We start from the raw sequence: 24,928 nt of genomic DNA, 5'->3' as shown, positions 1-24,928 counted from the left end.
CCTGCTCAGAGCTTGATCCATAAAACGACAAACAAATACAACCAGAGCCCATCCATGAAGTGCCAATAGTGCGAGGCAGCATCCAGTGTGCTCTTCCGCAAGATATACCTGTTCAATTTGCTGATCACGTAGAGTATCCCGCCAAGCCCGCCTATTACGTGCAAGGCGTGCACAGCAGTCAAGACATAGAAAAATGAGCTACTGGGATTAGTGGCTAGAAAAAGTCCCTGTGACTTCAGTTGCAGCCACGCAATGTATTGCCCCGCCACAAAAAGCAGTCCCAGAGACAAAGTTGCGTACAGCCAGCGCCCCGCAATGGTCTCTACCTCCGCAGGTCCCGAGCCGGACGTCTTAAAAGCGTGGCGGGCTCGTTCCAGGGTAAAACTGCTGGCCACGAGCAACAGCGTATTGAAGTAAAGAATTGTGGGCAGCGCAAAGTGCCGCCAATCAGTTGAACCACCCTGCCGAACCACCAGGGCACTGGTGAGAGCGGCGAATGACATGGTGATCGCCGCAATTCCCACCCAGACGCCCGTCTTGGAAGGGGGGGGCGAATGGTCCTCAACTCCGCGCAACGTGCCTTGCGCCGGAGCCAGGTTTCGCCAACCATTTCCACCCGAAGACCGTGGTTCGCCTTTTTGAGTTCTGGGCGGTTCGTGGACTACAGTTCCCATACTTAACGGATTCCCTTTTCCGGCACGGTCCTAATTTGCTCGGGTGAGTTCTGCATTACATAATCGCCGCTCGACCCCTCCACGCCGTACTGATAAGGGTCGTGGTACACAACCGGAAGTTTCCCGCCGAAGTTGTCGAATGGTGGCGGCGAAGGAATCGTCCATTCGAGCGACGTGGCTTCCCACGGATTGTCTGTCGCTGGTTGACCCCGGAAGCGGCTGTAAATCAGGTTGTAGAGAAAAATAAATTGGACAGCGCCTGTGGCCAGCGCAGCGAAGGTAATAAATTTGTGCACCGGGAGGAGCGGTTGAAGATACTCGTCCACGAACGAAGAGTAACGCCGTACATTGCCGGCGAACCCGAGATAGTGAAACGGCATAAAAATGCAATACGCGCCGACGAAGGTAAACCAGAAGTGCACCTTCCCTAACGTCTCATTCATCATGCGCCCGGTCATCTTGGGGAACCAGAAATAGGTCCCGGCGAAGACGCCGAATATGGCAGCGACCCCCATCACCAGGTGGAAGTGGCCCACAACAAAGTAAGTCGCGTGCAGCAGGATATCAATCGAGGGCTGCGCCAGGAAAAACCCGCTTACACCGCCGCTCACGAAAAGTGAAACAAATCCCAATGCGAACAATGAAGCTGAGGTGATGTGCAACTTGCAGCCGTACAAACTGCCAATCCAGATCAGGGTGAGAATCGTGGAAGGGATAGTGATCACCAGGGTGGGGAATGAAAACAGCAGGGACGATAAAGGATTCATCCCGCTCACAAACATGTGATGTCCCCAGACCATATAGCTAAGGAAACCGAGCGACATCAGCGAATAAATGATCACTTTATGGCTGAGCATGGGACGCCGCATAGAGGTGATCAGAACGTGGGAAACAATTCCCATGGCCGGCAGAATGGCGATGTACACTTCCGGATGCCCGAAAAACCAAAACAGGTGCTGCCAAAGCAGCGGTGACCCGCCAGAATGCGGCTGCAGCTGATCGCTCACCACCAGGTTGGCTGGAATAAAGAAACTGGTACCGGCCACGCGGTCCAGAATCAGCAGCAGGCACGCCGGTAACAGCACGGCGAACGCCAGCAATGCGATACACGAGGTTATGAACCATGCCCAGGTGGAAAGCGGCATGCGCATCAGCGTCATTCCACGCGTGCGAAGGTCGAGCGTGGTCGAGATGAAGTTCAAAGAGCCAAGCAGCGAAGCAATACAGAAGATGGCGATGGAAATTGCCCACAGCGTCTGTCCGGTTTGCTCGCCAGGACCCGTAATGCCACCCATTGCGCTCAGCGGCGCGTAAGCGGTCCAACCCGAGAGCGGCGGGCCATCGCCCACGAAGAAAGCCGACATCAAAACGCAAAACGCCACAAAAGTTGTCCAGAAGGACATCATGTTGAAGCGGGGAAAGGCCATGTCCTCCGCGCCGATCTGGATCGGCAAAAAGTAGTTGCCGAATGCAGCGAACGGCGCATTGGTGAGCACGAAGAAGACCATAAGCGTGCCATGCATGGTCATCAGCGAGAGGTAGTACTCCGGAGTGATTATCCCGTTAGGAGCGCTCGCCTTTGCCAGCCAGCCCAGACCCGGAATGGGTGAGTTCGGCCACACCAGGTGAATGCGCATCAACCAGGAAAGCACCATGCCTGTAAACACCGCCGCCAGGGCCAGGGCGTAGTACTGCTTCCCGATGACCTTGTGGTCCAGACTAAAAACGTGCTTCCGAATAAATCCCTGCGGAGGCGCGTGAACGTGCACCGCTTGTGAAGGTACTTCTGCCATGGCCTTACCTCGTGGAATCTTCTTTTTCCTGCCTGAAGCCGCTATTGCTCTGTCGCTTTCTGCTTCAGCCACTTCTCGTAATCTGGCTGCGACATCACCTCGAGATACGCCTTCATGTTGTAGTGTCCCAAGCCACAAAGCTGTGAGCAGACAATCTCGTACTTACCAACCTTGGTTGCGGTGAAATGTAGAGAAAGATCCAGCCCGGGGACAAAATCCTGGTGAATTCGCAGCTCACGCACAAAAAAGGAGTGGTTCACGTCCTTGGCGCGCATGAGCAAATGAATCTCCCGATTTTCCGGTACCCCGAGCTCGGCGGTAACAACGTCATCTTTGGAGTCGGGATCGTGGTCTGGATCGAGGCCAAAGAAATTCTGGGTGCCTTCATTGATCAGATCCGGATGAATGGGACCAAACTTGCCATCCGGCCCAGGGTAGCGGAAGTAGAAGGCGAACTGTCCTGCCTGGACTTGCACAGGCATGGAATTCGGCGAGGCAGGGGTGAAATACAAATTCGCCCAAGCCTTTTGACCGAAGACGCCCAGGGCAAGAACCTCCAAACCAACCAGAATGACAGCCGCCCCAACCAGGGTCGTTGCGCCTCCCGGAAAGTTTCCGATGGTGGCGGTTGGCTTACGGCCGGAAAACTTCCAAATAAAAATTCCCAACAGGATCTGTGCCGCTAGGAACGACACACCAGCCTCGACCATCGTGTCCGCCATCTGCTCATCAATAAGAGCGCCGTGCGTCGAGATGTCCTGCGGGGGTACCCAGGTATGCCGGATGATGGGAACTGCGGAAGCTATAGCAATCAATACAAGCGTTACCGCCAACAGCTTGGCCATGATATGCCGCCTTTAAGCCGCCTGGGAGATTCGCCAGCTTGTTGCAGGGCGGCCGCTGCGTTCCATCGGCAGCGGCCAAATCGTTAGCGTGGTTCTACTTCGCCTTAAACGTGAAACTGGCAGTCCCCGGCTTTCCGGCTGCCACCGTCACTTTTTGTGTTTGTGTGCCGTACGTCTCCTGCCAGGCTGTTACCGTGTAACTGCCCGGCGGAACATTTTCCACAGTGAAAGAACCGCTGTCATCACTCACTGCGTAAGGTCCCTTCACCACCGCCATGTAGCCATGCATCCAGGGATGAATGTTGCACTTTACATTTATGGAGACTTCCTGCGTCTTCCAAACCGCGTCGATGGGCGGAGCGCCGGGCGGTTGAGACTTGTTCCACCCGATATTTCCGCTTCCAGGTTGGGGGAGGGGATGGATATTGTGTGTGGTTGGATCGCTATTGGTGATCTTCATATGCTGATCCACATCCACCGCTGCTACATGCGGCGTATACATGCACCCCTTCTGGTCGTAGGTAACCGGTTGTGACGGCACTTGGCTGGCGACAGCCGGAGGGAGACCTTCCGAGAGGTAAATCACCACGTTTGCCAATCCTCCACCAGAACCCACCACAACCGTCTCGGTGTGTGCGGGATTGCCCTCATGTGCCTTCACGCATACCGGATCTTTCGACATGTCAATTGGACGCTGGTGGGGAGGCGTCCCCTCCAACTTCACTGTGCCGGTGATCTTTCCTTCCGCTGCTGCGCTGACCGTTTGTCCTGAGTGCAACATCACGAGCGCTAGAAGGGAAAGCATCGATAACGTTACTGCGAACTTGTAACCGCTCTTCATGGAATGTTTCTCCTGGTCCCTACTTGCTTTCTGTTTGGGTCGCCGGTTCGTTGGGATTGACGGGCTTCAGGCCCAGTTTTTTGGCGATCTCCTTTGCTTTAGTTTCCATAGGCTGCAGCGTGCGAAGGTAAAAAACTAGGTCCCACGCTTCCTCCGGCTTAAGATTGTCCGCAAACGAAGGCATGGGCGTTCCGTCCAATCCGGTCATGAAGATCTTGTAGAGATCCTGATCGGTCGAACCACACTTGAAACGTGTCGTGTCGTGGAAGTTGAAAGGCTTGATCGGCCGGTTCTGGTCATCGGTGAGTGTCTCGGCCGAAGGCCCATTCGCCCGACCTTCCACTCCGTGGCACTTCCAACATTCTACGCGCTTAAACACTGCCTGTCCTGCTTTGATCCGCTCTGGAGTCACCTCTGGCTCGGGAGGAATTTGGATTGGTGCCCCGGGCTTCTCCTTCACAAAGCGGGGCGAGAAGTGTTTAACGTAAGCAATTAAATCGGCGCGGTTCTGGTCTGGCAGCGGCTGCCAACGGGGCATGTTGGAATGCACAATTCCGCGCGTGATGGTGTTGAAGAGGTCGTCATCCAGCGGCAATGTTCCGGTTGGAGTAGAACGGCACTTATAAACACCCAACGTGAAGTTACGCGGCTTGGGGTCAATCCACTGTGCGTTCTCACCTTCGCCATCTCCGATCGGGCCATGGCAGCCAACGCAGAAACGGCGATAGAGCGGTTCACCGGCACTTGCGTGTCCCATCAGCTTGCCGATGTGGCTCTGCATTCCCATCTCCTGCTTCTCTTGCTCCTCCGTTACCTGAGACCAAGAAGCAGCGGATAAGGCAAAGAAAACTGCTGCACCCAGGAACAGCGACCACTTCCATGACTGTTTGCGCATCGCTAGCCCCTTAGAAATCAAAGTCGAATCCCATGAACACACTGCTACTGGTCAGACTCGTTCCGATGGGCGAAGTTCCCTGCTGCCGCACCAGCGAGTACTCAGGATGGAATGCGAAACCAGCCCGGCTGAACATGAACGGGTAATAGCGGAACGAAAATGTGTAAGCGTCTATATTTCCAAAACTGGACGGAGTACCCGGGAGCGCCTGCTGCGACATTCGTACGAACTCGTCCCGCTGCACAAAAACTAATTGCGGGTTAACCGTGTAGTGAGTTTCGATGAAGCCGCCATTCCAGCTGGGAGAACGGGCGCCCGGCGGAAGCGCCGCATTGGCCGGAGTACTGGTTCCGAAATATTTATCGTCCGACCCGTGCTGGAAGAACAGCGAGAAATCCACTTTCTTTAGGTAGATCAAGGCGAACGCGCCTTCCCGGTTGAAACTCTTGTTGCCGATGCCTCCGCCGGGAATCGGCACCCCGTCGGAAGTCAAGCTGAACGTCGGGGCACTCCCGAAGAAGGCATAAGCGCCCACTCTCTGCGTACCGAACTTGCCGGTATCAAAGGCCTGGCTGCCGGTTATGAAACCGCTGTAGGCGTTGCGCGCCGGCAAATTAACTTCGCCGTCATTCGAGCTAACCAGCGCCGCAGAAATCCGGGTACGGTCATTGACCGAGTGACCCATCCATTCCAAGCCAATCTGGTTGTCTCCCATTTGTCCGAATGCGTTGCTGTCATTCGGAGGGACGAAATGGTAAAGCTGGTACAGTCCGCCGTTACCTGAGAGATTGAGAATCCGTTTCTCGGAGATCACGTTATCAAACTCGAACTTTCCACCTTTGATATTCAGCCAGGGGCTTTTCAAGATGTTGTCGAAGCGTGCCCAGGCCGACTCGAAGTGGAAGGCGCCAGTGTTGTCGGCAGAGGGAACCAGCAAAAAAGAAATGTTGTTGTAAAGCGTGCCTGCGGTCAGGATGTCCAGGCCCGACAAGTCAAAGCCATGCGCAACCAGGTTTATAACTCCGGTGTTCGGCCCGGCCCCTGTATCAACCAACACCTTATTGACGAGCTCGCGGTGCCAGTTGGGCGTTACCCGCAGCGTAATCGGCCAATAGGCCGGATTCTGCCAGATGGGCGAATCCCGGTCATTCATCAGTTGAAAACCGTTGTCCTTGAACGTCTGGCCGAAGACGTTTAGCTTGGGCCAGGCTTCGTGACAGGCAGAGCACGGAAGGCCATACTTGCGGGCAAAGGCGGGAATCGCTGTAGCTGGCTTCAGAGCTCCAAATAACAAAAATAACAGCAACATTCCAACGAGGCGACTCCGCGAAAAACAGGCCATCGAATCCTCCCGTGCAGACCCAAATCCCTGAATTTGCTCGCTCCCCGCGACCACAAGTGCCGGGCGACGATAGTGCGTGCGGACGCACTTAGGTATCACGTTCCTTGGAGCCACGTCAAGAGGGGAAGCCCTTATTGCAGAAACGACTCTACCGAATGGTCTGTCCCAAACCGCGAATCAGGGTTTTTGTGATTCTGAGGCCTAGCCGCTTAGCATGCTCACGATCATCTCCGAGAACCACTGGACGCATAAAACCAAAAGTAAAGCCCACCACGCCTATGAAGTGAGCCAGGCCTTCCATATCTGTATGCGACAGGGCACGGCTTTCGTCGAATTTGTTGAGCCGGTCGGCAATCGCCTTGGCCCTCTGACTGGCACTTACTGTCCGGATCACATGGCCCAGTTTCGGGTCCACTATGGCGCGTGGAATGATTACCCTGAAGAAGTCCCGCTCCTTCCATGTACGGTCAATCTCAAACTCGGCGAGTTGCATGACGTCATTCTCAAGACTAGCAGCCGGCTGCAGTTTCACGGTCATATCGGCTAGTTCGTGGGAGATCCGTGAGCGAATCAGGGCCAGCAGCAACCCAGCTTTTCCGGCGAAGTAGCGATGAATCAACCCTTCTGCACAACCTGCTGCTGCCGCGATCTCCCGGGTGGTGGTTACTTCGTATCCGCGCCGTGCAAAAAGTTTGCACGCTGCCGCAATCAATGCCGCTTCGCGAGCTGCGCGGTCCCTGACTCTGCGAGCGGTCTTCTGCATCGTGCTCATCTCTCCCGGATGGAATGAGCTTCATGGCTCTATAGTGGAAACCGACTCGGAAATCAAGCCCAACTGCGGATTTCGAGTGCACAGGGGCTAAAGCCCTCATCCCTTGCTGCTGGCCGCACGGCTAAAGCCGTGCTCTTCCACGTTAGTGCAACCCTGCAGGACGTGAAGCAAAAGTTTCCGGAATGACTCGGAGTTACGGGGAGCCACTTCGCACGTGTGCCTACAAGAATGCGTGCGGTCTAGGTTAACCTGAACATCCGAAGAGCCTCCAACAAGTGGGAAGCGGTCTAGACTTGGCGCAAACAATCTCAAAAGCCTCGAACACCGTGGAAGCGTGGGCCTTCAGGCCCACGATAAAGGCCCAGAAGGAAGGGGGGCTTTAGCCCCTGCGGATTTCGTGTCCACAGTGGCTAAAGCCCTCATCTCTGGCTGCTAGCCGCACGGCTAAAGCCGTGCTCTTCCACGTTAGGGCGATCCATCCTGCAGAACGTGAAACAGAACGTTCCGGAATAATTCGGAGCTGCGGGGAGCCACTTCGAACGTGTGCCTACAAGAAGGCGTGCGGCCTAGGTTAACGTGAACATCCGAAGAGTCTCCAATAAGTGGGAAGCGGTCGAGCCTCGTCGAAAAAATTCCAAAAGCCTCGAACACCGTGGAAGCGTGGGCCTTCAGGCCCACGATAAAGGCCCAGAAAGAAGGGGGGCTTTAGCCCCCCATTTCTCGGAGTAGCTTTATACACCATCGTGTGGATTACGGCTTGACATTCGATCCCGTGCCGGAGTACCTATGCTCTCCTACGGCACGCGTTTATCAGTGCCAGTGCACATGGGTCCTAAGCAGAAGCGCCTTAAGCAATTAGCCGGTTATTTTCTCTTCCCGTCATTGGTCATCGCGCTGGCCTCGAACCTGTTCGCCGGCGATTCCGAATATGGCCTTTTGATCCAGGTTGACGCCCCGGAGGCCGAGGTATCGAAAGCCGTGCAGGAAGTCTCTGAGGACCAGATCATCCACGGAACTTACTCATACGAAAAAGAAAAGACCCTATACGGAGCTCATGCCGCTGCCTCGTCCTCGGCATTCAGGGAGGCGCCGGCGCCCGGCACAGTGTTCTACAAGGTCGCCGAGCGGGTGATTGCTCCCAAATATTTCAAGGACAGCGGAGATATAGGAACCATTTCGTTGCGTTACGTCGTTCAGAGCATTGAGCCGGCCAAAAGCAGGCTCAGCATAGAAGCGATATTCATAGACGCGCGGCATAGCAAGCATGCCTCACTCGGCGCGGTTGAATCGGCTGAGTACGGCGCGATCAAGGAACATTTGCAGGCCTTGCAGGCAAAGCAGAGGCAGCAACAAGCAGCAGACACGGAACTGGCACGTAAACATGCGCAAATCGAAACTGAACGGCAAGCACTGAAGATGGCCGCGGAGCCCGACCCGACAAGTCCCGCGGCAAATGATTCTTCCATCAAAGAATTGCAAGCGAAAGTCGAGGACCTGCGCCACCGCGTGGAGCGCAGGATTAAATCTGCAGCCACACCACTCAAATCTGCGCCTTTCAAAAGCGCGGCGACAGTGCAGTCCCTGCCTGCTCAAGCTGAGGTTATTGTCCTGATTCTCACTCCATATTGGTATGGAGTAGAAACCGAAGATGGGCACCGGGGTTGGGTGCATCGCAACCAAGTGGAGCCGCTCCCGTGAGCCGTGCGTGCTCCATCACTCATCCTGCACGAATCTACCTGCTGAATTACATCTGGCTGCTGCTTTTACTTTATCCGGGAGCGGCAGTCGGCCAGAACGGTTTTGCAGAGCGAACCTACCATGCCTCCAAGATTGAGGTAGAGCAGTCGCTGCGTGAACTCAAAGCCTACTCCGGGGGAAAGCTGCCGATCTTGGATGGCTTTGTGCTTTCGGCGGAACACTCCCTGGATCAATATCAGCGCGGCTATTACCAGTACTCGCTCCAGGTCATCCCGATTGGTCCCAACGAAACCCGCGTACGCGCGATTGCCAGGATCACAGTCTGGTACATCGGTGACAAGCCGGCAGCCCCGGGCTATCAGGTACTGCAATCGAACGGACGCCTCGAATCTGACTTGTTTGATCGGCTCGACGAAGCATTGAAGCCGCAGAGCGCTGCTCCAAGTGACCGACACCAGCCCGCTTCGACTGAGGGCGAAGCTTACAAAAAGAAGTTTCCGGTTTCGTCCTCCGCGATGACGAGCTCGCCATCAGCAGCCGGTTCTGCCAGTCCATTGCCCAACGGTTCGGTCTTTACCCGAGCGATTACCCCTTCACTGCCCAGGCGCGAGCCCACCACCAGCATTGCCGATGAAAAACTCATTCAGCAGCTCCGAGAACACGCCAAGAGCCTGCAGGAAATTCTGGACAACCAGGCGCGCCCCGATAATCTCGCCGTAGTCAAAGCTCCGCGCACTTCGGTTTTGTCTCGCCCCGAGCCGGGAGCACAAGTCATCCTTCTTGCTGATGCCGAGGACGAGTTTCAGATTCTGGACACCCTCGGTCCTTGGGTACACGTGCAGATTTCAGGCATTTCCAGAGGTTGGGTCCTGAGCTCAGAACTCGACTTGCCGGGCTCGACCGCCAGCAACGCGGCAAGCGTTTCCGATTTCGAAAACTCAACCCCACCGCTTTTCCGACAAACTCGCGAGGAAACCTCAACCTTTCCCGGAAATTGGGAGCCGCTTCGCGGGAAAAAGGTGAAAATGATCTGGGTGCAGCCGTCGGCCGCCAGTGATAGCTCGGCCCAAAGCGGCAGGCTTACATACGCGAAATCTATGTTCAAGAAGGCGTTCCCGGAATTGTCCCAGGCTGCATCGGATTTGGCTGGGGTTGTGATTGTTTTCGATTCCCAGGATGGCGGCATGGCAGCCGCCACTTTGTCCAGTCTCCAGCAATGGCAAGCCGGACATCTAACCGACCAGGCCTTCTGGAAACACTGCTGGCTGGACCCAGCCGATGCCTTCAAGCAGTGAATCTGAATATCCCTCGCGAAAAGACATAACTAAGATCCCTTCACCGCCCTCTGCCTGCTAAGTGACGGCTGACACTTGCTCAGGCCACGCACGCGCCCTCATCGGCACCTTTATGTTGGTCGTAATTGAGAATCCGGTTTGCTCATTAGTGCCGCCAGCAAACTGCAAGTTGCTGCCGCGGAGAGCCACAATCCCGGCACCGCCCGATTCCCGGTGAGGTGAATCAAATAGGTGCTGATGGCTGGGGTGAATCCCCCGAAGATGGCAGTTGCCAAACTATAGGCGAGGGCGAAGCCAGAGGTCCGCACGCTCACAGGCATGATCTCCGTCAAAAAAACAACCATCGCGCCGTTGTAGCTGCCGAACAGAAACGACAGCCAGAGTTCTACGATGAGCAGTCTGGAGAAAGAGGGTTCGCGGATCAGCCACAACATGGCTGGATACGCCGTCAGCAGCATCAGCAACGTGCAAGCGAGGAGTAACGGCCGTCGTCCAATGCGGTCAGACAGAGAGCCCATCACCGGCAGCCAAAACAAATTCGAAGCCCCTACACACAAAGTAACTATCAGACCGTCAAGCGAGGCGAGATGAAGTACCGAGTTCGCGAAGGTTGGCGTGTAGGCGGTGATCATGTAAAACGAGACCGTCGTCATAGTCACCAGCATCATCCCGATGACCACGATGCTCCAGTTGGCGGTGAGCGCACGAAGGATTTCTGCAACGTTCGGTCTATGTTTGCGGGCACTGAATTCGTCAGTTTCGGGGAGCGACCGCCGGAGAACGAAAAGCAGGGGAATGATCGCGCAGCCCAGGAGCAAAGGGATACGCCATCCCCAGGCTGTCATTTTTGGTGGCGGCAATATAGAAGTGAGCCCTACGCCGAGCAAAGCTGCGAAAACCACTGCCACTTGCTGGCTGGCCGACTGCCAGCTTACGTAAAAACCTTTGTGTCCGGGAGTGGCAATCTCCGATAAGTAAACAGAGACGCCCCCCAATTCCATACCAGCCGAAAACCCCTGCAGCAGACGACCAAGTACTATCAGCAGAGGAGCCAGCAGTCCTATCGTCGCATACCCCGGCGTACACGCAATGGTGACGATGCCGAATGACATGAGCGTCAAGGTCAACATCAGTCCCGCTCGGCGTCCATGCACATCGGTGTACGCTCCCAGGACGATCGCTCCCAAGGGGCGCATCAGAAAGCCGGCGCCGAAGGTCATGAGCGACAACATCAACGACACAAATGGGACGCCGCTCGGGAAGAACGTGTTCCCAATCGCCGCCGCATAGTAGCCGAACACCATGAAGTCGTACATTTCCAAAAAATTCCCGCTGGAAACGCGCACCACGGCCCAGATCTTTGCTTTGCGAGCAAAAGTCGTAGTCACAGGAGTCGCGGGAATTTCAAGCCGCGCGTTCGCTGCCACAACCATCCTTCCAACCACAAATCTTTCCGTAAATCCTCCCGTCTGTTCCGGGAGTGGTTATCGTACCCAGGTGGTACCGGCATTCGTCAAATATTATGTCGTCCACCACTCCCCAGCCCGGCCGCGTGATCCTTTTCAACATGGAGGCGATGCGTGACTAGCCAACGAAGATTAGCAGGCAGAATTTACAAAACGCAGTGTGGGCATACTTTAGGCACACTGAAAAAGAATTGGAGCTGGTTGGCAGAGCGAGGAATTGTGGCTAAACTCTTGAAATCTGTGGTGCCGGGAGGGGGAGTTGAACCCCCAAGGGCCGAAGCCCGGCGGATTTTGAGTCCGCTGCGTCTGCCAGTTCCGCCATCCCGGCTCGAACTGGTAAGCCGTTGGAGAGATTACATTAATTGACGTTGTTGGCTTTTGCAACTTGCACCGCGCCCGGAGCCCTGTGTCCAAATTGTGTCCATACTCCGACCTGACAAAACGCCGCGTCTGCCAATTTCGCCATAACCCGAGCGTTCCGATATTATTATCGGCGAGCGCCCGTTTGCATAGCACCGGGGAATGGCGGTGTCTCCAAAATGGCCCGCGCACAAGCTAATCCGAATGTGAGCGTTCTCGTCTGGGCCCGTGAGTCTGCGGGGCTGAGCCTGGAGGCTGCCGCCAAGAAAGCAGGCGTCAGTAAAGAGCGTTTGGAAGCCTGGGAAAGTGAGCAAGAGGAGAGCCAAAAACCCACGTTCGCGCAGTTACGAACGCTCGCTGTTGCCTACAAACGGCCGCTGGCTGTTTTCTACCTACCTGAGCCGCCAAAGCGCTTTGAAGCGATGCACGATTTCCGACGCAAGGCGGGAGCTGGCGGAATCCAGACCCCGGAGCTAACGCTGGAGATTCGCCGCGCTCACGACCGGCGTGAATGGGCAATTGAACTGTTCGAGGAGATCGAAGAAGCGCCACCCGTAATCAACGAGTCGATTTCCATTCAGCAGGATTCTGAAAGCGCGGCCGAGATCGTGCGGAAGCTGCTGCGCGTCACACTGCCAGATCAGCGTCGCTGGACTACGGACTACGAGGCATTTCGCGAGTGGCGCGCCCGAATTGAGGAAGCCGGCATTCTCACGTTCCAAGCGACAGGTGTGGACTCAGAGGAGGCCCGCGGGTTCTCGATCGGCGAGCGGCCGCTACCCGTAGCAGTCGCGAACATCAAGGACGCGCCTCGCGGTCGGATTTTTACTCTGCTGCACGAGGTTGCGCATATTCTGCTCAGGGAAAGCGGAGTATGTGATCTTCATGAGTCAGAGGAGGACGCGCCATCTCGCATTGAAGCGTTCTGTAATCGCGTCGCCGGTGCAGCTTTGTTCCCAGGCGACGCGCTGCTGAACACGAGTGTCGTAAGAGCGCACCCAAAAGCCGAAATGGTCTGGTCGGATGCGGAGCTGCAGCAGATTTCGCGTCAATTTGGCGGGAGTCGAGAGGCTGCATTGGTTCGGTTGCTTGGACTCGGCCTGACGACACAGGCGGTCTACGATCAGAAAAGCGCAGAGTTCAAAGAACTTTATGCCCAGCAAAAATTGAAGCAAAAGGGTGGCTTTGTACCGCCGCACGAATTGGCAATCACGAGCGCAGGGCCGACGTTCACAAGTTTGGTAATCGAAAGCTTCGGTCGCGAGCGGATCACTGCGAGCGATGTCTCTGATTACTTGCAGGTGAGGCTAAAACATCTGCCGACCATTCAGCGCGACTTTACGAAATTTAGTACGTGAGAACCGTGCCCTACAGTATTGATACAAGCGCCTTTTTAGATGCGTGGGTCCGCAACTACCCGCAAGACGTGTTTCCCGGTTTGTGGGCCCGGATGCACGAAGCGGCCGAAGCGGGCGTGCTGCTTGTGTCTGATGAGGTGGTGAACGAACTTTCAAAGAAGGATGATGGCGCACACAAGTGGGTGAAGGCACACGCGGGAATGATTGTTCCGTTCGACTCAGAGCTTGAGCCACATGTGCAGCACATCATGACGACCTACCCTCGGCTCGTAGACACAAAAAAGGGCAGGTCCATTGGCGATCCTTTCGTGATCGCAGTTGCGCGTGCGCGAAAGCTGACGGTCATCACCGGGGAGATCCCATCCAGAAAGCCGGGCGTTCCGAAAATTCCAGATGTTTGCGATGGTTTGAAGATCAGATGGTTGCGGATTCTCGACTTCTTCCGCGAGCAAAAGTGGATCGTAGGATCGGGGCAAACCAACGCGAAGATCACTCACGATGAGTGAAGGCGATCATTACGGTTCCTTTCCAGCGAGGACGAGGAAGGCGGCCCGAAGTCATCGATTTTTGCAAAAAGGGAACACTGATCCGGACAGTAAGGCCAAAAACACGGAGCCTCAGCTGGCTAGTCGAAACCTGACGAACGGAGGCACCCTAATCTGATCGGGGTCACCAGCTATGCTCGGCGCGACGGCTATGAGCTCATTGGCAAATGAGTAAATCGCCGCACGTGACCCTTGCGCATTCACAGCGTTACTCGAAGAGTGCAAAAAATGTCGTTGTGCGATCCATAGCGGGGCTTGCCACATTTCATTGAGGCTCGGGATCCAATCGGCGATGCTCCATGTGGCCACTAGCAGTAGTAACGCACCGAGCTGCATGACGGTTTTGTGCTGCGAACCTCGTACACGCGGAATGTTCGATTCAACCTCGGCCTGTGGGCCAATTAACTGCCAACCGGCGCGGGCGATCCAACCGAAGTTCTTCGACGGCAGATGATCGCCCGCTAAAACGATGAGATGGTCGGCAAGCCTATTTTGATCTTCGTAGAATTCGCGGAAATGCTCGGGAGGTACGATATGTCGCTCGATGGCCATTATGTCCAGCACAAAGGCGGTTTTGACAGCCCAGCGAGCCAGAATGGCCTTTTCGACGCCGGTGAGACAATAAGGGGACTCGCTGATAAGAAGCCGACAGAGTAGTGGCTTCGCCTCATTTTCCAGACGACTCATCCAGCCAGTATTGCAGGCGCGGCAAATTCTGCCAGCGAGCAACGACCGAACCTGGAGACTACGATGGGCCAGTCTCCGCAACTTAATCATCGGCTCGCGCTCAATTTTGTACCTTAGAGTTTCCAGCTGTCCATGCGATATATTTAACATTTTTTGCAGCCAGCGGGGTATAGCATCTTCCTTTGACCTCTCGCCCGCTCGACCACAAAAAGCGCAGGCCTGAATTCGCATCGTGTGTCCTCGAAAGAGTCTCTTGTACCCGAGATTGTCCCCAAATTGTGCCCAACGCACTCCTGCGGACCCTTACCAAACCTTGCTAAATCAGGGTGCTCAGATTTCGCAAACGCAATAAAACAAAGGCACAGAGTTAGTTTAGTTAAACCCTCTGTGCCTTTTGAGTCCGCTGCGTCTGCCAGTTCCGCCATCCCGGCTGATGGAAGGCAACTCGCAAATCCAGTCTAGTTTAGCTTGATTATGCTTGCAAACCGGTTGACGAACATCCCAAACAGCGCATTGCTGCTACTTATAACCCTTCGCGGATGTTCCGCTCACAAGAAGCGCATGTTCCGCTCACACCAAAATTATTTCTGACATACTGCGCATTCTCCTAGTTCTTGCGAACATATCCCGTTGCCGTCAGGATTTCGTCGGGAACGCGCATCAGCGGCACCACCCGGCGCAGGCTGCCTTGTTCGGCACACGAGCGTGGCATCCCGTACACCGCGCACGAGGCTTCATCTTGCCCCACCGTCAAACCGCCTGCTTTGTAAATGGCCGCCATTCCTTGTTTCCCGTCATCGCCCATACCGGTGAGAATCACCCCCATGGCTGATCCTCCAAAAACTTCCGCCACCGAAAGCATCATCACATCCACCGATGGGATATGAAGCTTATCTGCCGGTAACTTGCTCAAGTGAACACTGGCTGGGGAGGTGCCGCGTCGCTTTACCGTCAGGTGCCAGCCGGCAGGTCCAATGAGGACCGTCGCCGGTGAAATCAGCTCGTCTTCCTGCGCCTCCCGTACTTTAATTTTGCACATGGAATCCAGACGCCGCGCGAATGGGCCAGTAAAACCCACCGGCATGTGCTGCACGATGACCACTCCTACTGAGAGATCATCCGGCAGGAGTGGCAGGATTTCCTGCAACGCTTTCGGCCCGCCCGTGGACGTACCGATGGCTATCACCGCCGGGGTCACGTGCGCGGTCAGGCGGCTTGGTGGCGCGGCCATCGTAGCGTGCGATGCCACACTACGGCTGTGCACCTCGGTCGCCGCGGGAGTAGCCGCCGCTGCTCTCGCCGGCCGGAACCTGCGCTTTTCTCCTGCTGCTGCCTTGATCTTCGCCACCAGATCTTCGCGAATTTTGACGATGTCCAGTGAGACATAAGAAAGCTGCTTGGGAATGTAATCAAACGCTCCTTCCGCCAGGCATTCGAAAGTGGTTTCGGCGCCTTCCTGGGTCAATGAACTGATCATGATCACTTGGCAGGGCTCGGTCTGCATGATTTGCTTTAGTGTTTCCAAACCATTGAGGCGTGGCATTTCGATGTCCAGTGTGACCACATCAGGATGCAAAGTATGGATTTTTTCCAGCGCCTCCATCCCGTCTTTAGCCACGTCCATGACCTGCAGCTGCGGGTCAGACTCGATCATGCGCTTGATCGCGGTGCGCATGAACCCGCTGTCGTCTGCCACCAGCACTCGAACCGGACGATGCAGTTGGTTATCGGGAGCCATTCAACCTCGGTAGAACGCCGTAACGAGTCTCTTGACTTCATCCATGTATCCGTCCAGCTCAAACGTGAGACGCGCCCAATCCAGGCTGCGAATGGAAGGTAAGTGCTGCTCCAGAACCTTGAAACCACTTTCTTGGGTCAGTTGCACCATTCTGCTCTCCGGAAATCCGTATCCCAGTTCGCACATCCGGCAAAGCAAATCGCTGAGACTTACAATTGCTACCTCTGCTTGATACTGGGTAGCGTTTTCGGGATGATGGTGATGCGCAAGGACCTCATTGATTTCCGCGCCAAGCCCCCAGCGTTCCCCTAGAAGGGCTCCGCTCTCGCTGTGCGTAATCCCGAGCACGCTCCTTTCCGCTTCGTGAAGCGGAATTTCTTGCGAACGCGCCAATTCGTAAGCTTGCTTAAACTGCTCGGGAGCAACCCACAGAGTTGCGACTACGCCCAGATCATGCAGCAGGCCGGAAAGGTAGGCCTTCTCCGGATCGACAAAGCCGATCTTCCGCGCCAAACGTCGGCTTACCAGTGCGCAGCCCAAAGAATGTTCCCAAAATACAACAGGATCCAGAGTCTGCCCGGGCCTTGCCGGCAGAATGTTAAACATGCAGCAGGAGACTGTTATATCGCGCATCCGTTGAAGTCCCAGCGCCATCACCGCTCCCTGAATGCTGTCGATTTTTTGTCGCCCCCCAAACAGGGCTGAGTTGGCCATATGCAACGCTTGCGCAGAAAGGGACTTGTCCTGCCCGATCAACTGCGCCACCCAATGTACGTCTTGCTGATCAATCGGCTTGTCCAGGTAGTGCAATAAGGGGAGAACCACGGCAGGAATGCTGGGTATTACCTGCAACGATGCAATCTTCTGCCGTAGTCCTTCCTTGGTCTCCATGAGCATCACTTACCTGCTTTCTTGCGCTCCGCCTTCACATATCCGGTGGTGGATGGCATGTGCACCAGGCGGAAGTCGTCGCTCACGCCAAACATCGACTCGGAGTGCCCCAGAAACAAGTAACCATCGGCTTGGAGATTGTTATAAAAATGCATATAAACGCGCTTCTTCGATCGGGTATCGAAATAAATCAGTACGTTGCAGCAGAAAATGACGTCCATTCCTTTCATGAACACCATCTTGCTGTCATCCAGCAGGTTCAACCGCGACAACTTTATTTTGTCTTTCACCGCATCTTTAACTTTTAATTTGTCGCCGGTAGCGATGAAGTATTTGTCGCGCAGTCGCGGGGTCAGGTTACGGGTAGCATAATCCCCATATACAGCTTGCCGGGCGTGCTCCAGAGAACGATCGTTTAAATCGGTGGCACAAATCTCGAAGGTACAGTTCTTCAGTAAACCTTCACTCTCCTCCAGCAGGAGGATGGCCAGCGTGTACGGCTCTTCACCCGTGGAGCAACCTGCGCTCCAGAGCCGCAGGTGACGTAAACTTTGCCTGGCCCTCCGTTCAAGGATTGCCGGCAGGACCAGGTGACGCAGTGCGTCGAGTTGCGGCTGGTTCCGGAAAAAACATGTCTCCCCGATGGTGATTTCGTTGAGCAGCAGGCACATTTCGGATGCGCTCTCCTTGTTCATGGTGAGCATTTCGTAATAACTGCGTATGTTCGTGACCCGTTTGTCGCTCATCCGTTTCGCACATGCCCCTTCCAACAAGCGAAGTTTGTGGTCTGGTTGGAAGATTCCGGCCGCCTCATAAATCAGGTCGCGGATTTTATACAGGAGGGGTCCGGGGGCAACGCCCGGTTGGGTAGCGGAATTGGGCGCATTCATGGCCGGGGCCCGTGCTGTGTTCCGACCATGGAAGAACGCGCCGATACGGCCAGGCTGCTTGGGTCCAGCACCAGCCGCACTCGTCCGTCTCCGCTTATCGTGGCTCCCGTCAGGCTAGAACAATGACGCAAATAGGTCCCCAGAGGCTTGATCACCGTGGACTCTTGACCCACAAGTTCATCTACCAGCAATGCAAGCTTGCGTTCTCCTACGCGCAGTATCACCACTCGCTGCACTCCATTACTCGGTGTGTCCTGAGGAAGTTCAAAAAGATTACGCAAGCGGACTAACGGCAACGTCTCTTGACGCAGCCGCAAGACTTCGCAACCTTCTATATGATGGATTTCGTCTGAGCTGATCCGCGCCGTCTCTAACACCGAGCGCAATGGCAGCGCATAGATCTCATCCGCCACTTGAACCAGCAGTACTGGGAGAATGGCCAATGTAAGTGGCAGCTTCAGCAGGACCGTTGTGCCGCGTCCAACCTCGCTTTCAAGCTCAGCACTCCCATTCAACTTCCTCAAGTTGGTGCGTACCACATCCATGCCGACCCCACGACCGCTGAGGTCACCAGCCTTCTCCACGGTGCTGAATCCGGGAAGAAAAATGAATTCCAGAATCTCACGGCGGTCCATTTGCCGCACACGCTCCTGGGTCACCAATCCCTTTTCCACCGCCTTGCTGGCGATACGCTCAGGGTCTATTCCCCCTCCGTCGTCGGAGATACTGATGACGATCTGCTCGCCTTCCTGACGTGCTTCCAGCCGGATAGTGCCGCAACGCGGCTTTCCCGCCATTTCCCGTCGCTCCGGCGTTTCCAGACCATGGTCCAGGGAATTGCGCACCAGGTGCACTAGCGGATCACCGATGAGCTCCACCATAGTTTTATCTAACTCGGTTTCCTGTCCCCGCATCTCCAGCTCGATCTCTTTACCCAGGTTGTGAGCGATGTCACGCACCAACCGCGGAAACTTTCGGAATACCGTGTCAATGGGCACCATGCGCGTCTTCAGACCGACGGTCTGCAACTCTTCCGTAATGAAGCTCAGTCGAGCGCTGCACTGGCTGAGCCCATCTTCCAGCGCCTTCAGGCTTATCCGCTCGCCGCTCACATCGCGGCTCAAACGCATTAAGCGATTTCTTTCCAGAACCAGCTCGCCGACAAGGTTGATCAGGTCATCGAGTTTGCGCACGTCTACACGCATGGAATGGGAAGAAATAGTAGTTTCGGCGGGTGGTCTTTGCTGGGCTGCTGCGGCCGCTTCCGCATGCTGTTTTTGTTGTGCCAGCGCTTCATCTACTTGCGCCACCGAGGCTAGGTTTTTCTGTACCAGGAGCTCACCCAGTTTTTCGCGGCCATCTTCTGGTTGTTTCTGCTGCTGTTTCAATACCTTGGTGATCACTTTTTCCGTGACCACATCATTGGCTACCAAGAGTTCGCCGATTTTGGGGGTTGGCTCGGCTTTTTGTACAGTCTCTAGCTCCTTCAGGAGGGATTCAATTGAGTATTCGTGAGGCGTGCCTTCGCGAATGTCCTCCAACATCTTGCCAAGCTGATCACGGGCCTGAAGCAGAGCGTCCATGGTGCGTCGCGACAGCAGGCATTCTGCCCGCCGCAACCCGTTCAGCACATCTTCAGCTCGATGACTCAGTCGCACTACTGCGTCGTATCCTAAAAAACTCGAGGTTCCTTTAATGGTGTGCAAAGCGCGAAATACTCTGTTCAGCAGCTCTGCATCGTTCGGCGTGCCTTCCAGCGCGATCAGGTCCTGATCCATGCGCTGCAAAAGCTCCTCGGATTCCACGAGGAACTCATGGACCAGAGTCGGATCTTGTGACAGCTCATTACTCACTTTCGGCTCCTGGCAATCTCAGGCTCCCGCGGTGGCGGCGTGCGCCATAGCAACTTCGGTGCAGACTTTCTGCTCAGAGTCATTCATCAATCGGTCAACATCGAGCAGAATGAGAAGGCGGTTATCCAACTTACCGACCCCTGACACATACTCTCGTTCAACCTTACTGAGTCGCGGCGGCGGCTCGACCGTGTCTGCCGAAATCCGCAACACCTGCGAAACCGAATCGACGATGAACCCCAGCACTGTGCCGTTCACTTCCACTACCACGATGCGCGCCTGTTTGTCGTTTTCCTGCGCAGTCATGCCAAAGCGCTTCCGCAGGGCCACAACCGGAATGATCTTGCCCCGCAAATTAATGACTCCGTCCACGAAGTCGGCCGAATTCGGGACCCTCGTCAACTGCGGAATTCTGATGATTTCCTGAACTTGTAAAATATTTAGCCCGAACTCCTCGTCTCCAACGTTGAAGCTCACCAATTGCAGCAACTCGCTGCCGGCCCGCGCTGCGTTGTGAGCTCCGTCCCCTTTGACCTCCGTTTTGCCAATCATTTTTCTCTCCTGAGTAAGACCGCTTGTTTTTAGAAGATGTTCTCCTGCAGGCCGGTGCTCCCTACTTGACCAGTTCCGCCGTCTCATCATGTACCGCTTGATCAGCGTAGCCGCGTGAAGACACCTTCGTCGGAGAAGACTTGTGTGGTTTGCCATTGCCGTTCAGTCGGAAGCGCCCCACCAGCGACTGAAGATCTAACGCGAGATTTGAGAGGTCCTGGCACGCTTTGGCGGATTGTTGTGAGCCGGTGGTGGATTCCTTCACCAGCTTCGCGATCTGGTCCATGCTGTTATTAACTTGCTCGGTGGCGCTCGCTTGCTCGGTCGCGGCGGTAGCGATCTGGGTGATCATGTCTCCCACCTGCTCGGCGGTGTGAATGATTTCTTTCAGCGCTTCCCCTGCCTCAGCGGTGCTGGTGACTCCGTGCTCTACCTCTCCGGTCACCGTCTGCATGGCTTCCACTGCGACCTTGGTTTCAGACTGGACGTTCTTAATCATTTGGGCAATCTCCTTCGTAGCCGTGGTGGTGCGCTCGGCCAGTTTGCGCACTTCGTCGGCCACTACCGCAAAGCCGCGCCCCTGTTCTCCGGCACGCGCAGCTTCGATGGCGGCATTGAGCGCCAGCAGGTTGGTCTGGTCAGCAATGTCGTCAATCACTCCAATAATGTGACCAATCTGGTCCGAGCTCTTGCCGAGTTCTCCCATCTTGTTTCCTGTACTGCTCACAGATTCAGCAATGGAACGCATCTTAGTGAGGGTTTCGTCTACAACTTTGCCGCCGTATTTTGCAGTCTCCGCCGCCTGTTTGGCTGCTCCTGCTGCTTTGTTTGAGTTGTCTGAAACCTGCAGTACAGTGGAGGACATTTCCTGCATGGCGGTCGCCACCTGTGTGGCCTGGTCCTGCTGGGTCTCAGAGCTGGTAGCCGCCTGGGTGGCTGAAGCCGAGATTTCTTCGCCGGCGCTCGCCACGTGCTCCGCCGTCTGCGCAACCTGCTGCAACATGTCCGTCAGGCTGTGCTGCATCTTGTTGATTGCTTTTACCAGGTCTCCAACCTCATCGTCCGATTGGGCAGTCAGTTCCTCTCCCGTCAAATTGCCCGCAGCCATGGATTCTGCTTTTTGCAGCACTGCCTGAACCGCCACCACGATCCTTCGACTCAGCGCAACCGCCACCACACAACCCACAACCAGGACGATGATGGTACTCACGATCAAGATTGTGCTAGTGGATTGTTCGGCGGAACTAAGTCCTGCCACCTCCTGATTTCCAAGTTCTTGGTTTTTCTTGTCCAATTCAGTAACAATGTTGATCAGACTGTCGGTCAGTGGCTGCGTCTCGTTGTGCAGCATCTGTAATGCCTGTTTTCTATTTTCGGCGCCGGCTAGCGCATTATCTTGGATTTGTTGCTGCAGCCGCCTCCAGCGGTCAACTTCAGAGACAATTTGTGAGACTCGGTCCTTGTTCTCCTGGGTCGTGAACTGCTTGGAGAGCTCTTGGAGCGCAGCCAGATCCTTGTCCAGATCAGCCAGGGCCTCTTCGCGCTTCCGTTTGTATTTCACAGCCTGTGCCGGATCTGAGCCCAGGAATACGTAGTTCGTCAGGGCGCTTGCAACCTCCCGAACGTTTTCAGATACGCTTCCCGCGTGGACCACGGTCACATACCGCAGCGAGGTGAATTTGTTCTCTTGTTGGATGATTTTCCGAATCTGCAGCACGCCAACCGTTGAAGCAATTACGCTTAAGCTGATTAGGACGCCGAATCCAATGCCCAGCTTCTTGCCAATGGTGAAACGCATGGTTTAGCGACCTCGCTTAAATGATTCATCGACTGGCGAGTCTAGAACCCCACCCTGATCAAACGACTCGCAATCCCTTAGTGTCCCAATCGTGTCTGTAACGTTTTACTCACTCCTGGAGCCTCCAAAAACCGTTTCGGATGCGGTCTCGTGGGGCGGCTGGGAACTGAAACTGTCGTCGTGCTATAGCAGCTTTCAGGAGCAATGTTTTCCTGTCCCAGCGCTGGTTGTGCTTGCAAGGTTGTTATCTCAAGCAGAGCCGATCCGAGGATCAACACAAGTGGGTTCAAGTGCATGTTACCCAGGTCTCCACGCCGGTCGCTTATCAGAGGGGAGAAATCCGGAGCAGACCTCGGTTCGGTCCGGGGTCCATCGGCGGTTGAATCCGGCCACATCAATTCATCGGCACGTAACGCGAGAGACTGTAATCGGTTTTAGGCAATCTATTCATTCTGGGAACGCAGTTCACTCTGGTACGTCTTAAGGCGTGCATGACTTGTCCCGGGCGCAATCCCATCTTGCCTCTTGACCGGCAGCTCAACGCTATTCTTAGAGCTCGGAACCATTCTCCACTGCGGGTTTCTTCTCAGCCGGCGGTGAGCTCAACACCACAATGTCCACCCGGCGATTCGATTGCCGTCCTTCCGCTGTGCCGTTACTGGCTATAGGATGGAACTCAGCGTAGCCGGCGATGGAGAAGCGCTCGGCCGGAAACTTGTACTGCTCCACCAGTTTCTTTAGCAAGTCGCTCGCTCTCGCCGTGGAGAGCTCCCAGTTGGAATCAAACTGAGACGTATGAATGGGAACATTGTCCGTGTGCCCCTCAATGCGCACATTGTATGTGTGTTCCGATAACACTTCCGCTATGCGTGCGAACGCGTCCTGCGAACGGGCCTTGATCTTCGCCGATCCGCTATCAAAAAAACCGACCTCGCGCAGGCTGATGACCAGCCCGTCTGGAATTATTCGCAAAGCTACTTCATTGCGCCGAATCTCCGGAGCCAGCGCCTTTTCCACCTGCCCCCGCAGTTCATCAAAATTTTCATGGCGGGAGCGGTCTTCAGTACCCATATTGGATCGTGCGAAGCGCCCCAGCATCTGCTTGCGTTCGGCCTTTTCCACAAATCGCGACGTGTCCATGGGCTGCGAGCTGGCCGTATCGATCGGCGGTCCTAATGAATTTCCCGGTAGCGCCCCGAGTTGCTGAAACGCCGCTTGGATGGCCACTGATAATCGACTGATCTTCCTCGTATCAACCTGTGACGACGAGTACAAGACCACGAAAAACGCAAACAACAGGGTTATGAAGTCGGCATACGAGACTAGCCATCGTTCGTGATTAACATGCGCCGGATGTCGCCTCCTCCTGCTCATACTGAGACCTCCTCCCGGCTTCCCTCCTCCTCTTTTTCTTTTCCTTTGGCCTCAGCCAAAAAGCCCAGCAGCTTGGTTTCCAGCATCCGCGGGTTCATCCCCTCCAGAATGGAAATCACACCTTCCAGCGTCATCTCCCGCACGACTTGTTCTTCACGCAAGCGGATCTTCAACTTCCCCGCCGTAGGCAAGAAAAAAAGATTGGCTAATCCCACGCCGTAGATTGTTGCTACAAATGCCACCGCGATTCCCTTGCCAACTTCGTTGATCTTGTCGAGGTGCTGCATCACCTGGATTAATCCAAGCACTGCGCCAATGATGCCGATCGTCGGTGAAAACCCGCCCGCTGCCTCGAATACTTGTGGGATCTGCTCCTCCCGTTCCGCTCGGTTATCCAGTTCCAACTCCATCATTTTGCGCAATTCGTGGGGCTCGGTGCCGTCAATCGCCAGCATCAGCGATTTTTTCATGAACGGGTCCTCCGATTTCGCCATCTGCTCATCCAGCGACACAATTCCATTCCGCCGGGCTTGGTTGCCATAGCGCACCAGTTCGGCAATTGTTTCCCGCGGGCTGTGCGTGGGCTCAAAGAACACTTGCACCAACCGCCCAAATGCCGAGAACACCACCGGCAAAGGGAATTGCAGCAAAACCGCGCCCATGGTGCCGCCCACTACGATCATCGCTGCCGTAGGCTGCATCACCTGCGACAAGCTGCCGCCCTCGATCAGCAGACCGCCGACAATTCCACTCAGGCCCAGCACCACCCCACCCACGCTGGCCTTGTCCACGTCGTTCCTCTCAGGATTCTTCGTCCCGCTTGGCGGGTTCAGCCGCGTCCGGTCCCACTGCCGGCCCCACCGCATTCCATGATGGCGGGATCCCGGCCAGCACGCTGCGGCGGAATTGCACAATTCGCTCTACGATCTGCTCGGTGCTCTCCCGCACCACGATCTTTTCCCCGGTTACCAGAGTGATTACCGTATCCGGGGCCTGCTCCACGAACTTGACCAGGTCGGAGTTGACCGCCAGCGGCTTATTGTTCAAGCGTGTCAGCGTAATCATTGATATAAACCGTCAGGGCACACCTTCAGAGAAGCGGCGAATTGCCTCTCGCCCATATTCATCGGTCAGCACGCCAGGTTCCTTCACTGTCAGCCTCATGCCTTGCCGTACTCTTCTCATTTTTATCCTGGCCCGCTGATTGCATCTGCAGCTGAAGGCGAAGGAGTAAAGCACGGCAACGCGCCCCACCTCGGCA

At 55.4% G+C, this 24,928-nt stretch carries 22 protein-coding genes and 1 tRNA gene; 4 read left to right on the top strand and 19 right to left on the bottom strand.

Annotated features, from left to right (window positions below):
- Positions 1-5: 5 nt before the first annotated feature.
- From VFA76_02250 to VFA76_02220, 7 genes are all read right to left on the bottom strand, one after another.
- Positions 6-674 carry a cytochrome c oxidase subunit 3 gene (locus VFA76_02250; GenBank protein HZR30661.1) on the bottom strand — a complete coding sequence of 223 codons (669 nt, stop codon included), beginning with the start codon at positions 672-674 and terminating at the stop codon, positions 6-8.
- 2 nt (positions 675-676) lie between these two features.
- Complete coding sequence (locus VFA76_02245; protein ID HZR30660.1) at positions 677-2,467, bottom strand: cbb3-type cytochrome c oxidase subunit I; 1,791 nt, start codon at positions 2,465-2,467, stop codon at positions 677-679.
- A 41-nt stretch (positions 2,468-2,508) separates the two neighbouring features.
- Positions 2,509-3,312 carry a cytochrome C oxidase subunit II gene (locus VFA76_02240; protein HZR30659.1) on the bottom strand — a complete coding sequence of 268 codons (804 nt, stop codon included), beginning with the start codon at positions 3,310-3,312 and terminating at the stop codon, positions 2,509-2,511.
- Between the two features lie 94 nt (positions 3,313-3,406).
- Entirely contained in the window at positions 3,407-4,153 is a 747-nt protein-coding gene (locus VFA76_02235; GenBank protein ID HZR30658.1) for a carboxypeptidase regulatory-like domain-containing protein, read from the bottom strand.
- Between the two features lie 19 nt (positions 4,154-4,172).
- Positions 4,173-5,048 carry a cytochrome c gene (locus tag VFA76_02230; GenBank protein HZR30657.1) on the bottom strand — a complete coding sequence of 292 codons (876 nt, stop codon included), beginning with the start codon at positions 5,046-5,048 and terminating at the stop codon, positions 4,173-4,175.
- A 10-nt stretch (positions 5,049-5,058) separates the two neighbouring features.
- Positions 5,059-6,390, bottom strand: coding sequence for a hypothetical protein (locus tag VFA76_02225; protein ID HZR30656.1), 1,332 nt, complete (start codon positions 6,388-6,390; stop codon positions 5,059-5,061).
- Between the two features lie 148 nt (positions 6,391-6,538).
- Positions 6,539-7,162 (bottom strand): helix-turn-helix domain-containing protein, encoded by a 624-nt coding sequence (locus tag VFA76_02220; protein HZR30655.1) that lies wholly within the window; start codon positions 7,160-7,162, stop codon positions 6,539-6,541.
- A 786-nt stretch (positions 7,163-7,948) separates the two neighbouring features.
- On the opposite strand from VFA76_02220, the gene VFA76_02215 reads away from it, so the two are divergent.
- Positions 7,949-8,860 carry an SH3 domain-containing protein gene (locus VFA76_02215; protein ID HZR30654.1) on the top strand — a complete coding sequence of 304 codons (912 nt, stop codon included), beginning with the start codon at positions 7,949-7,951 and terminating at the stop codon, positions 8,858-8,860.
- Positions 8,857-10,155 (top strand): hypothetical protein, encoded by a 1,299-nt coding sequence (locus tag VFA76_02210; protein ID HZR30653.1) that lies wholly within the window; start codon positions 8,857-8,859, stop codon positions 10,153-10,155. Before VFA76_02215 ends, VFA76_02210 begins: the two co-directional genes overlap by 4 nt.
- 110 nt (positions 10,156-10,265) lie before the next feature.
- Here VFA76_02210 and VFA76_02205 read toward each other — a convergent pair whose 3' ends face one another.
- Both VFA76_02205 and VFA76_02200 read right to left on the bottom strand, forming a co-directional pair.
- Positions 10,266-11,582, bottom strand: a complete 1,317-nt coding sequence (locus VFA76_02205) for an MFS transporter (GenBank protein HZR30652.1) — start codon at positions 11,580-11,582, stop codon at positions 10,266-10,268.
- Between the two features lie 280 nt (positions 11,583-11,862).
- Positions 11,863-11,949, bottom strand: a tRNA-Leu gene (locus VFA76_02200).
- 211 nt (positions 11,950-12,160) lie between these two features.
- Between VFA76_02200 and VFA76_02195 the strand changes: the two genes are divergently transcribed.
- Together VFA76_02195 and VFA76_02190 are read left to right on the top strand one after the other, a co-directional pair.
- Positions 12,161-13,339: an XRE family transcriptional regulator gene (locus tag VFA76_02195; protein HZR30651.1), complete on the top strand. Its 1,179-nt coding sequence runs from the start codon at positions 12,161-12,163 to the stop codon at positions 13,337-13,339.
- Positions 13,336-13,845: a DUF4411 family protein gene (locus tag VFA76_02190; protein ID HZR30650.1), complete on the top strand. Its 510-nt coding sequence runs from the start codon at positions 13,336-13,338 to the stop codon at positions 13,843-13,845. Before VFA76_02195 ends, VFA76_02190 begins: the two co-directional genes overlap by 4 nt.
- 111 nt (positions 13,846-13,956) lie before the next feature.
- Here VFA76_02190 and VFA76_02185 read toward each other — a convergent pair whose 3' ends face one another.
- The 10 genes from VFA76_02185 to VFA76_02140 all read right to left on the bottom strand — a co-directional run bounded on the left by VFA76_02185 (position 13,957) and on the right by VFA76_02140 (position 24,732).
- Positions 13,957-14,802 carry a hypothetical protein gene (locus VFA76_02185; protein HZR30649.1) on the bottom strand — a complete coding sequence of 282 codons (846 nt, stop codon included), beginning with the start codon at positions 14,800-14,802 and terminating at the stop codon, positions 13,957-13,959.
- Between the two features lie 376 nt (positions 14,803-15,178).
- Positions 15,179-16,309, bottom strand: a complete 1,131-nt coding sequence (locus VFA76_02180) for a chemotaxis response regulator protein-glutamate methylesterase (protein HZR30648.1) — start codon at positions 16,307-16,309, stop codon at positions 15,179-15,181.
- Entirely contained in the window at positions 16,310-17,206 is an 897-nt protein-coding gene (locus tag VFA76_02175; protein ID HZR30647.1) for an HDOD domain-containing protein, read from the bottom strand.
- Positions 17,206-17,946: a protein-glutamate O-methyltransferase CheR gene (locus VFA76_02170; protein ID HZR30646.1), complete on the bottom strand. Its 741-nt coding sequence runs from the start codon at positions 17,944-17,946 to the stop codon at positions 17,206-17,208. The genes VFA76_02175 and VFA76_02170 overlap by 1 nt, the downstream gene beginning before the upstream one ends.
- Positions 17,947-18,086: 140 nt before the next feature.
- Positions 18,087-19,943 (bottom strand): chemotaxis protein CheA, encoded by a 1,857-nt coding sequence (locus tag VFA76_02165; GenBank protein ID HZR30645.1) that lies wholly within the window; start codon positions 19,941-19,943, stop codon positions 18,087-18,089.
- 18 nt (positions 19,944-19,961) lie between these two features.
- Positions 19,962-20,495, bottom strand: coding sequence for a chemotaxis protein CheW (locus tag VFA76_02160; GenBank protein ID HZR30644.1), 534 nt, complete (start codon positions 20,493-20,495; stop codon positions 19,962-19,964).
- Between the two features lie 61 nt (positions 20,496-20,556).
- Positions 20,557-22,293, bottom strand: a complete 1,737-nt coding sequence (locus VFA76_02155) for a HAMP domain-containing methyl-accepting chemotaxis protein (protein ID HZR30643.1) — start codon at positions 22,291-22,293, stop codon at positions 20,557-20,559.
- A gap of 549 nt (positions 22,294-22,842) precedes the next feature.
- Positions 22,843-23,667 (bottom strand): flagellar motor protein MotB, encoded by an 825-nt coding sequence (locus tag VFA76_02150; GenBank protein ID HZR30642.1) that lies wholly within the window; start codon positions 23,665-23,667, stop codon positions 22,843-22,845.
- A complete protein-coding gene (locus VFA76_02145; GenBank protein ID HZR30641.1) occupies positions 23,664-24,458 on the bottom strand; it encodes a flagellar motor protein in 795 nt (264 codons plus the stop codon). The genes VFA76_02150 and VFA76_02145 overlap by 4 nt, the downstream gene beginning before the upstream one ends.
- A 10-nt stretch (positions 24,459-24,468) precedes the next feature.
- On the bottom strand, positions 24,469-24,732 hold the full coding sequence (locus VFA76_02140) for a flagellar FlbD family protein (protein HZR30640.1): 264 nt from the start codon (positions 24,730-24,732) through the stop codon (positions 24,469-24,471).
- Between the last annotated feature and the right edge of the window lie 196 nt (positions 24,733-24,928).

This window comes from Terriglobales bacterium (assembly GCA_035651655.1).
In the GTDB taxonomy this organism is placed as follows: Bacteria; Acidobacteriota; Terriglobia; order Terriglobales; family Acidobacteriaceae; genus DASRFG01.
This window is presented reverse-complemented; position numbering and strand designations above follow the sequence as displayed.

Bases quoted from the DNA above. Each gene is read 5' to 3' on its own strand.
- VFA76_02250 (HZR30661.1), bottom strand. From the start codon at position 674: ATGGGAACTGTAGTCCACGAACCGCCCAGAACTCAAAAAGGCGAACCA.
- VFA76_02245 (HZR30660.1), bottom strand. From the start codon at position 2,467: ATGGCAGAAGTACCTTCACAAGCGGTGCACGTTCACGCGCCTCCGCAG.
- VFA76_02240 (HZR30659.1), bottom strand. From the start codon at position 3,312: ATGGCCAAGCTGTTGGCGGTAACGCTTGTATTGATTGCTATAGCTTCC.
- VFA76_02235 (HZR30658.1), bottom strand. From the start codon at position 4,153: ATGAAGAGCGGTTACAAGTTCGCAGTAACGTTATCGATGCTTTCCCTT.
- VFA76_02230 (HZR30657.1), bottom strand. From the start codon at position 5,048: ATGCGCAAACAGTCATGGAAGTGGTCGCTGTTCCTGGGTGCAGCAGTT.
- VFA76_02225 (HZR30656.1), bottom strand. From the start codon at position 6,390: ATGGCCTGTTTTTCGCGGAGTCGCCTCGTTGGAATGTTGCTGTTATTT.
- VFA76_02220 (HZR30655.1), bottom strand. From the start codon at position 7,162: ATGAGCACGATGCAGAAGACCGCTCGCAGAGTCAGGGACCGCGCAGCT.
- VFA76_02215 (HZR30654.1), top strand. From the start codon at position 7,949: ATGCTCTCCTACGGCACGCGTTTATCAGTGCCAGTGCACATGGGTCCT.
- VFA76_02195 (HZR30651.1), top strand. From the start codon at position 12,161: ATGGCCCGCGCACAAGCTAATCCGAATGTGAGCGTTCTCGTCTGGGCC.
- VFA76_02185 (HZR30649.1), bottom strand. From the start codon at position 14,802: ATGCGAATTCAGGCCTGCGCTTTTTGTGGTCGAGCGGGCGAGAGGTCA.
- VFA76_02180 (HZR30648.1), bottom strand. From the start codon at position 16,309: ATGGCTCCCGATAACCAACTGCATCGTCCGGTTCGAGTGCTGGTGGCA.
- VFA76_02175 (HZR30647.1), bottom strand. From the start codon at position 17,206: ATGCTCATGGAGACCAAGGAAGGACTACGGCAGAAGATTGCATCGTTG.
- VFA76_02170 (HZR30646.1), bottom strand. From the start codon at position 17,946: ATGAGCGACAAACGGGTCACGAACATACGCAGTTATTACGAAATGCTC.
- VFA76_02160 (HZR30644.1), bottom strand. From the start codon at position 20,495: ATGATTGGCAAAACGGAGGTCAAAGGGGACGGAGCTCACAACGCAGCG.
- VFA76_02155 (HZR30643.1), bottom strand. From the start codon at position 22,293: ATGCGTTTCACCATTGGCAAGAAGCTGGGCATTGGATTCGGCGTCCTA.
- VFA76_02150 (HZR30642.1), bottom strand. From the start codon at position 23,667: ATGAGCAGGAGGAGGCGACATCCGGCGCATGTTAATCACGAACGATGG.
- VFA76_02140 (HZR30640.1), bottom strand. From the start codon at position 24,732: ATGATTACGCTGACACGCTTGAACAATAAGCCGCTGGCGGTCAACTCC.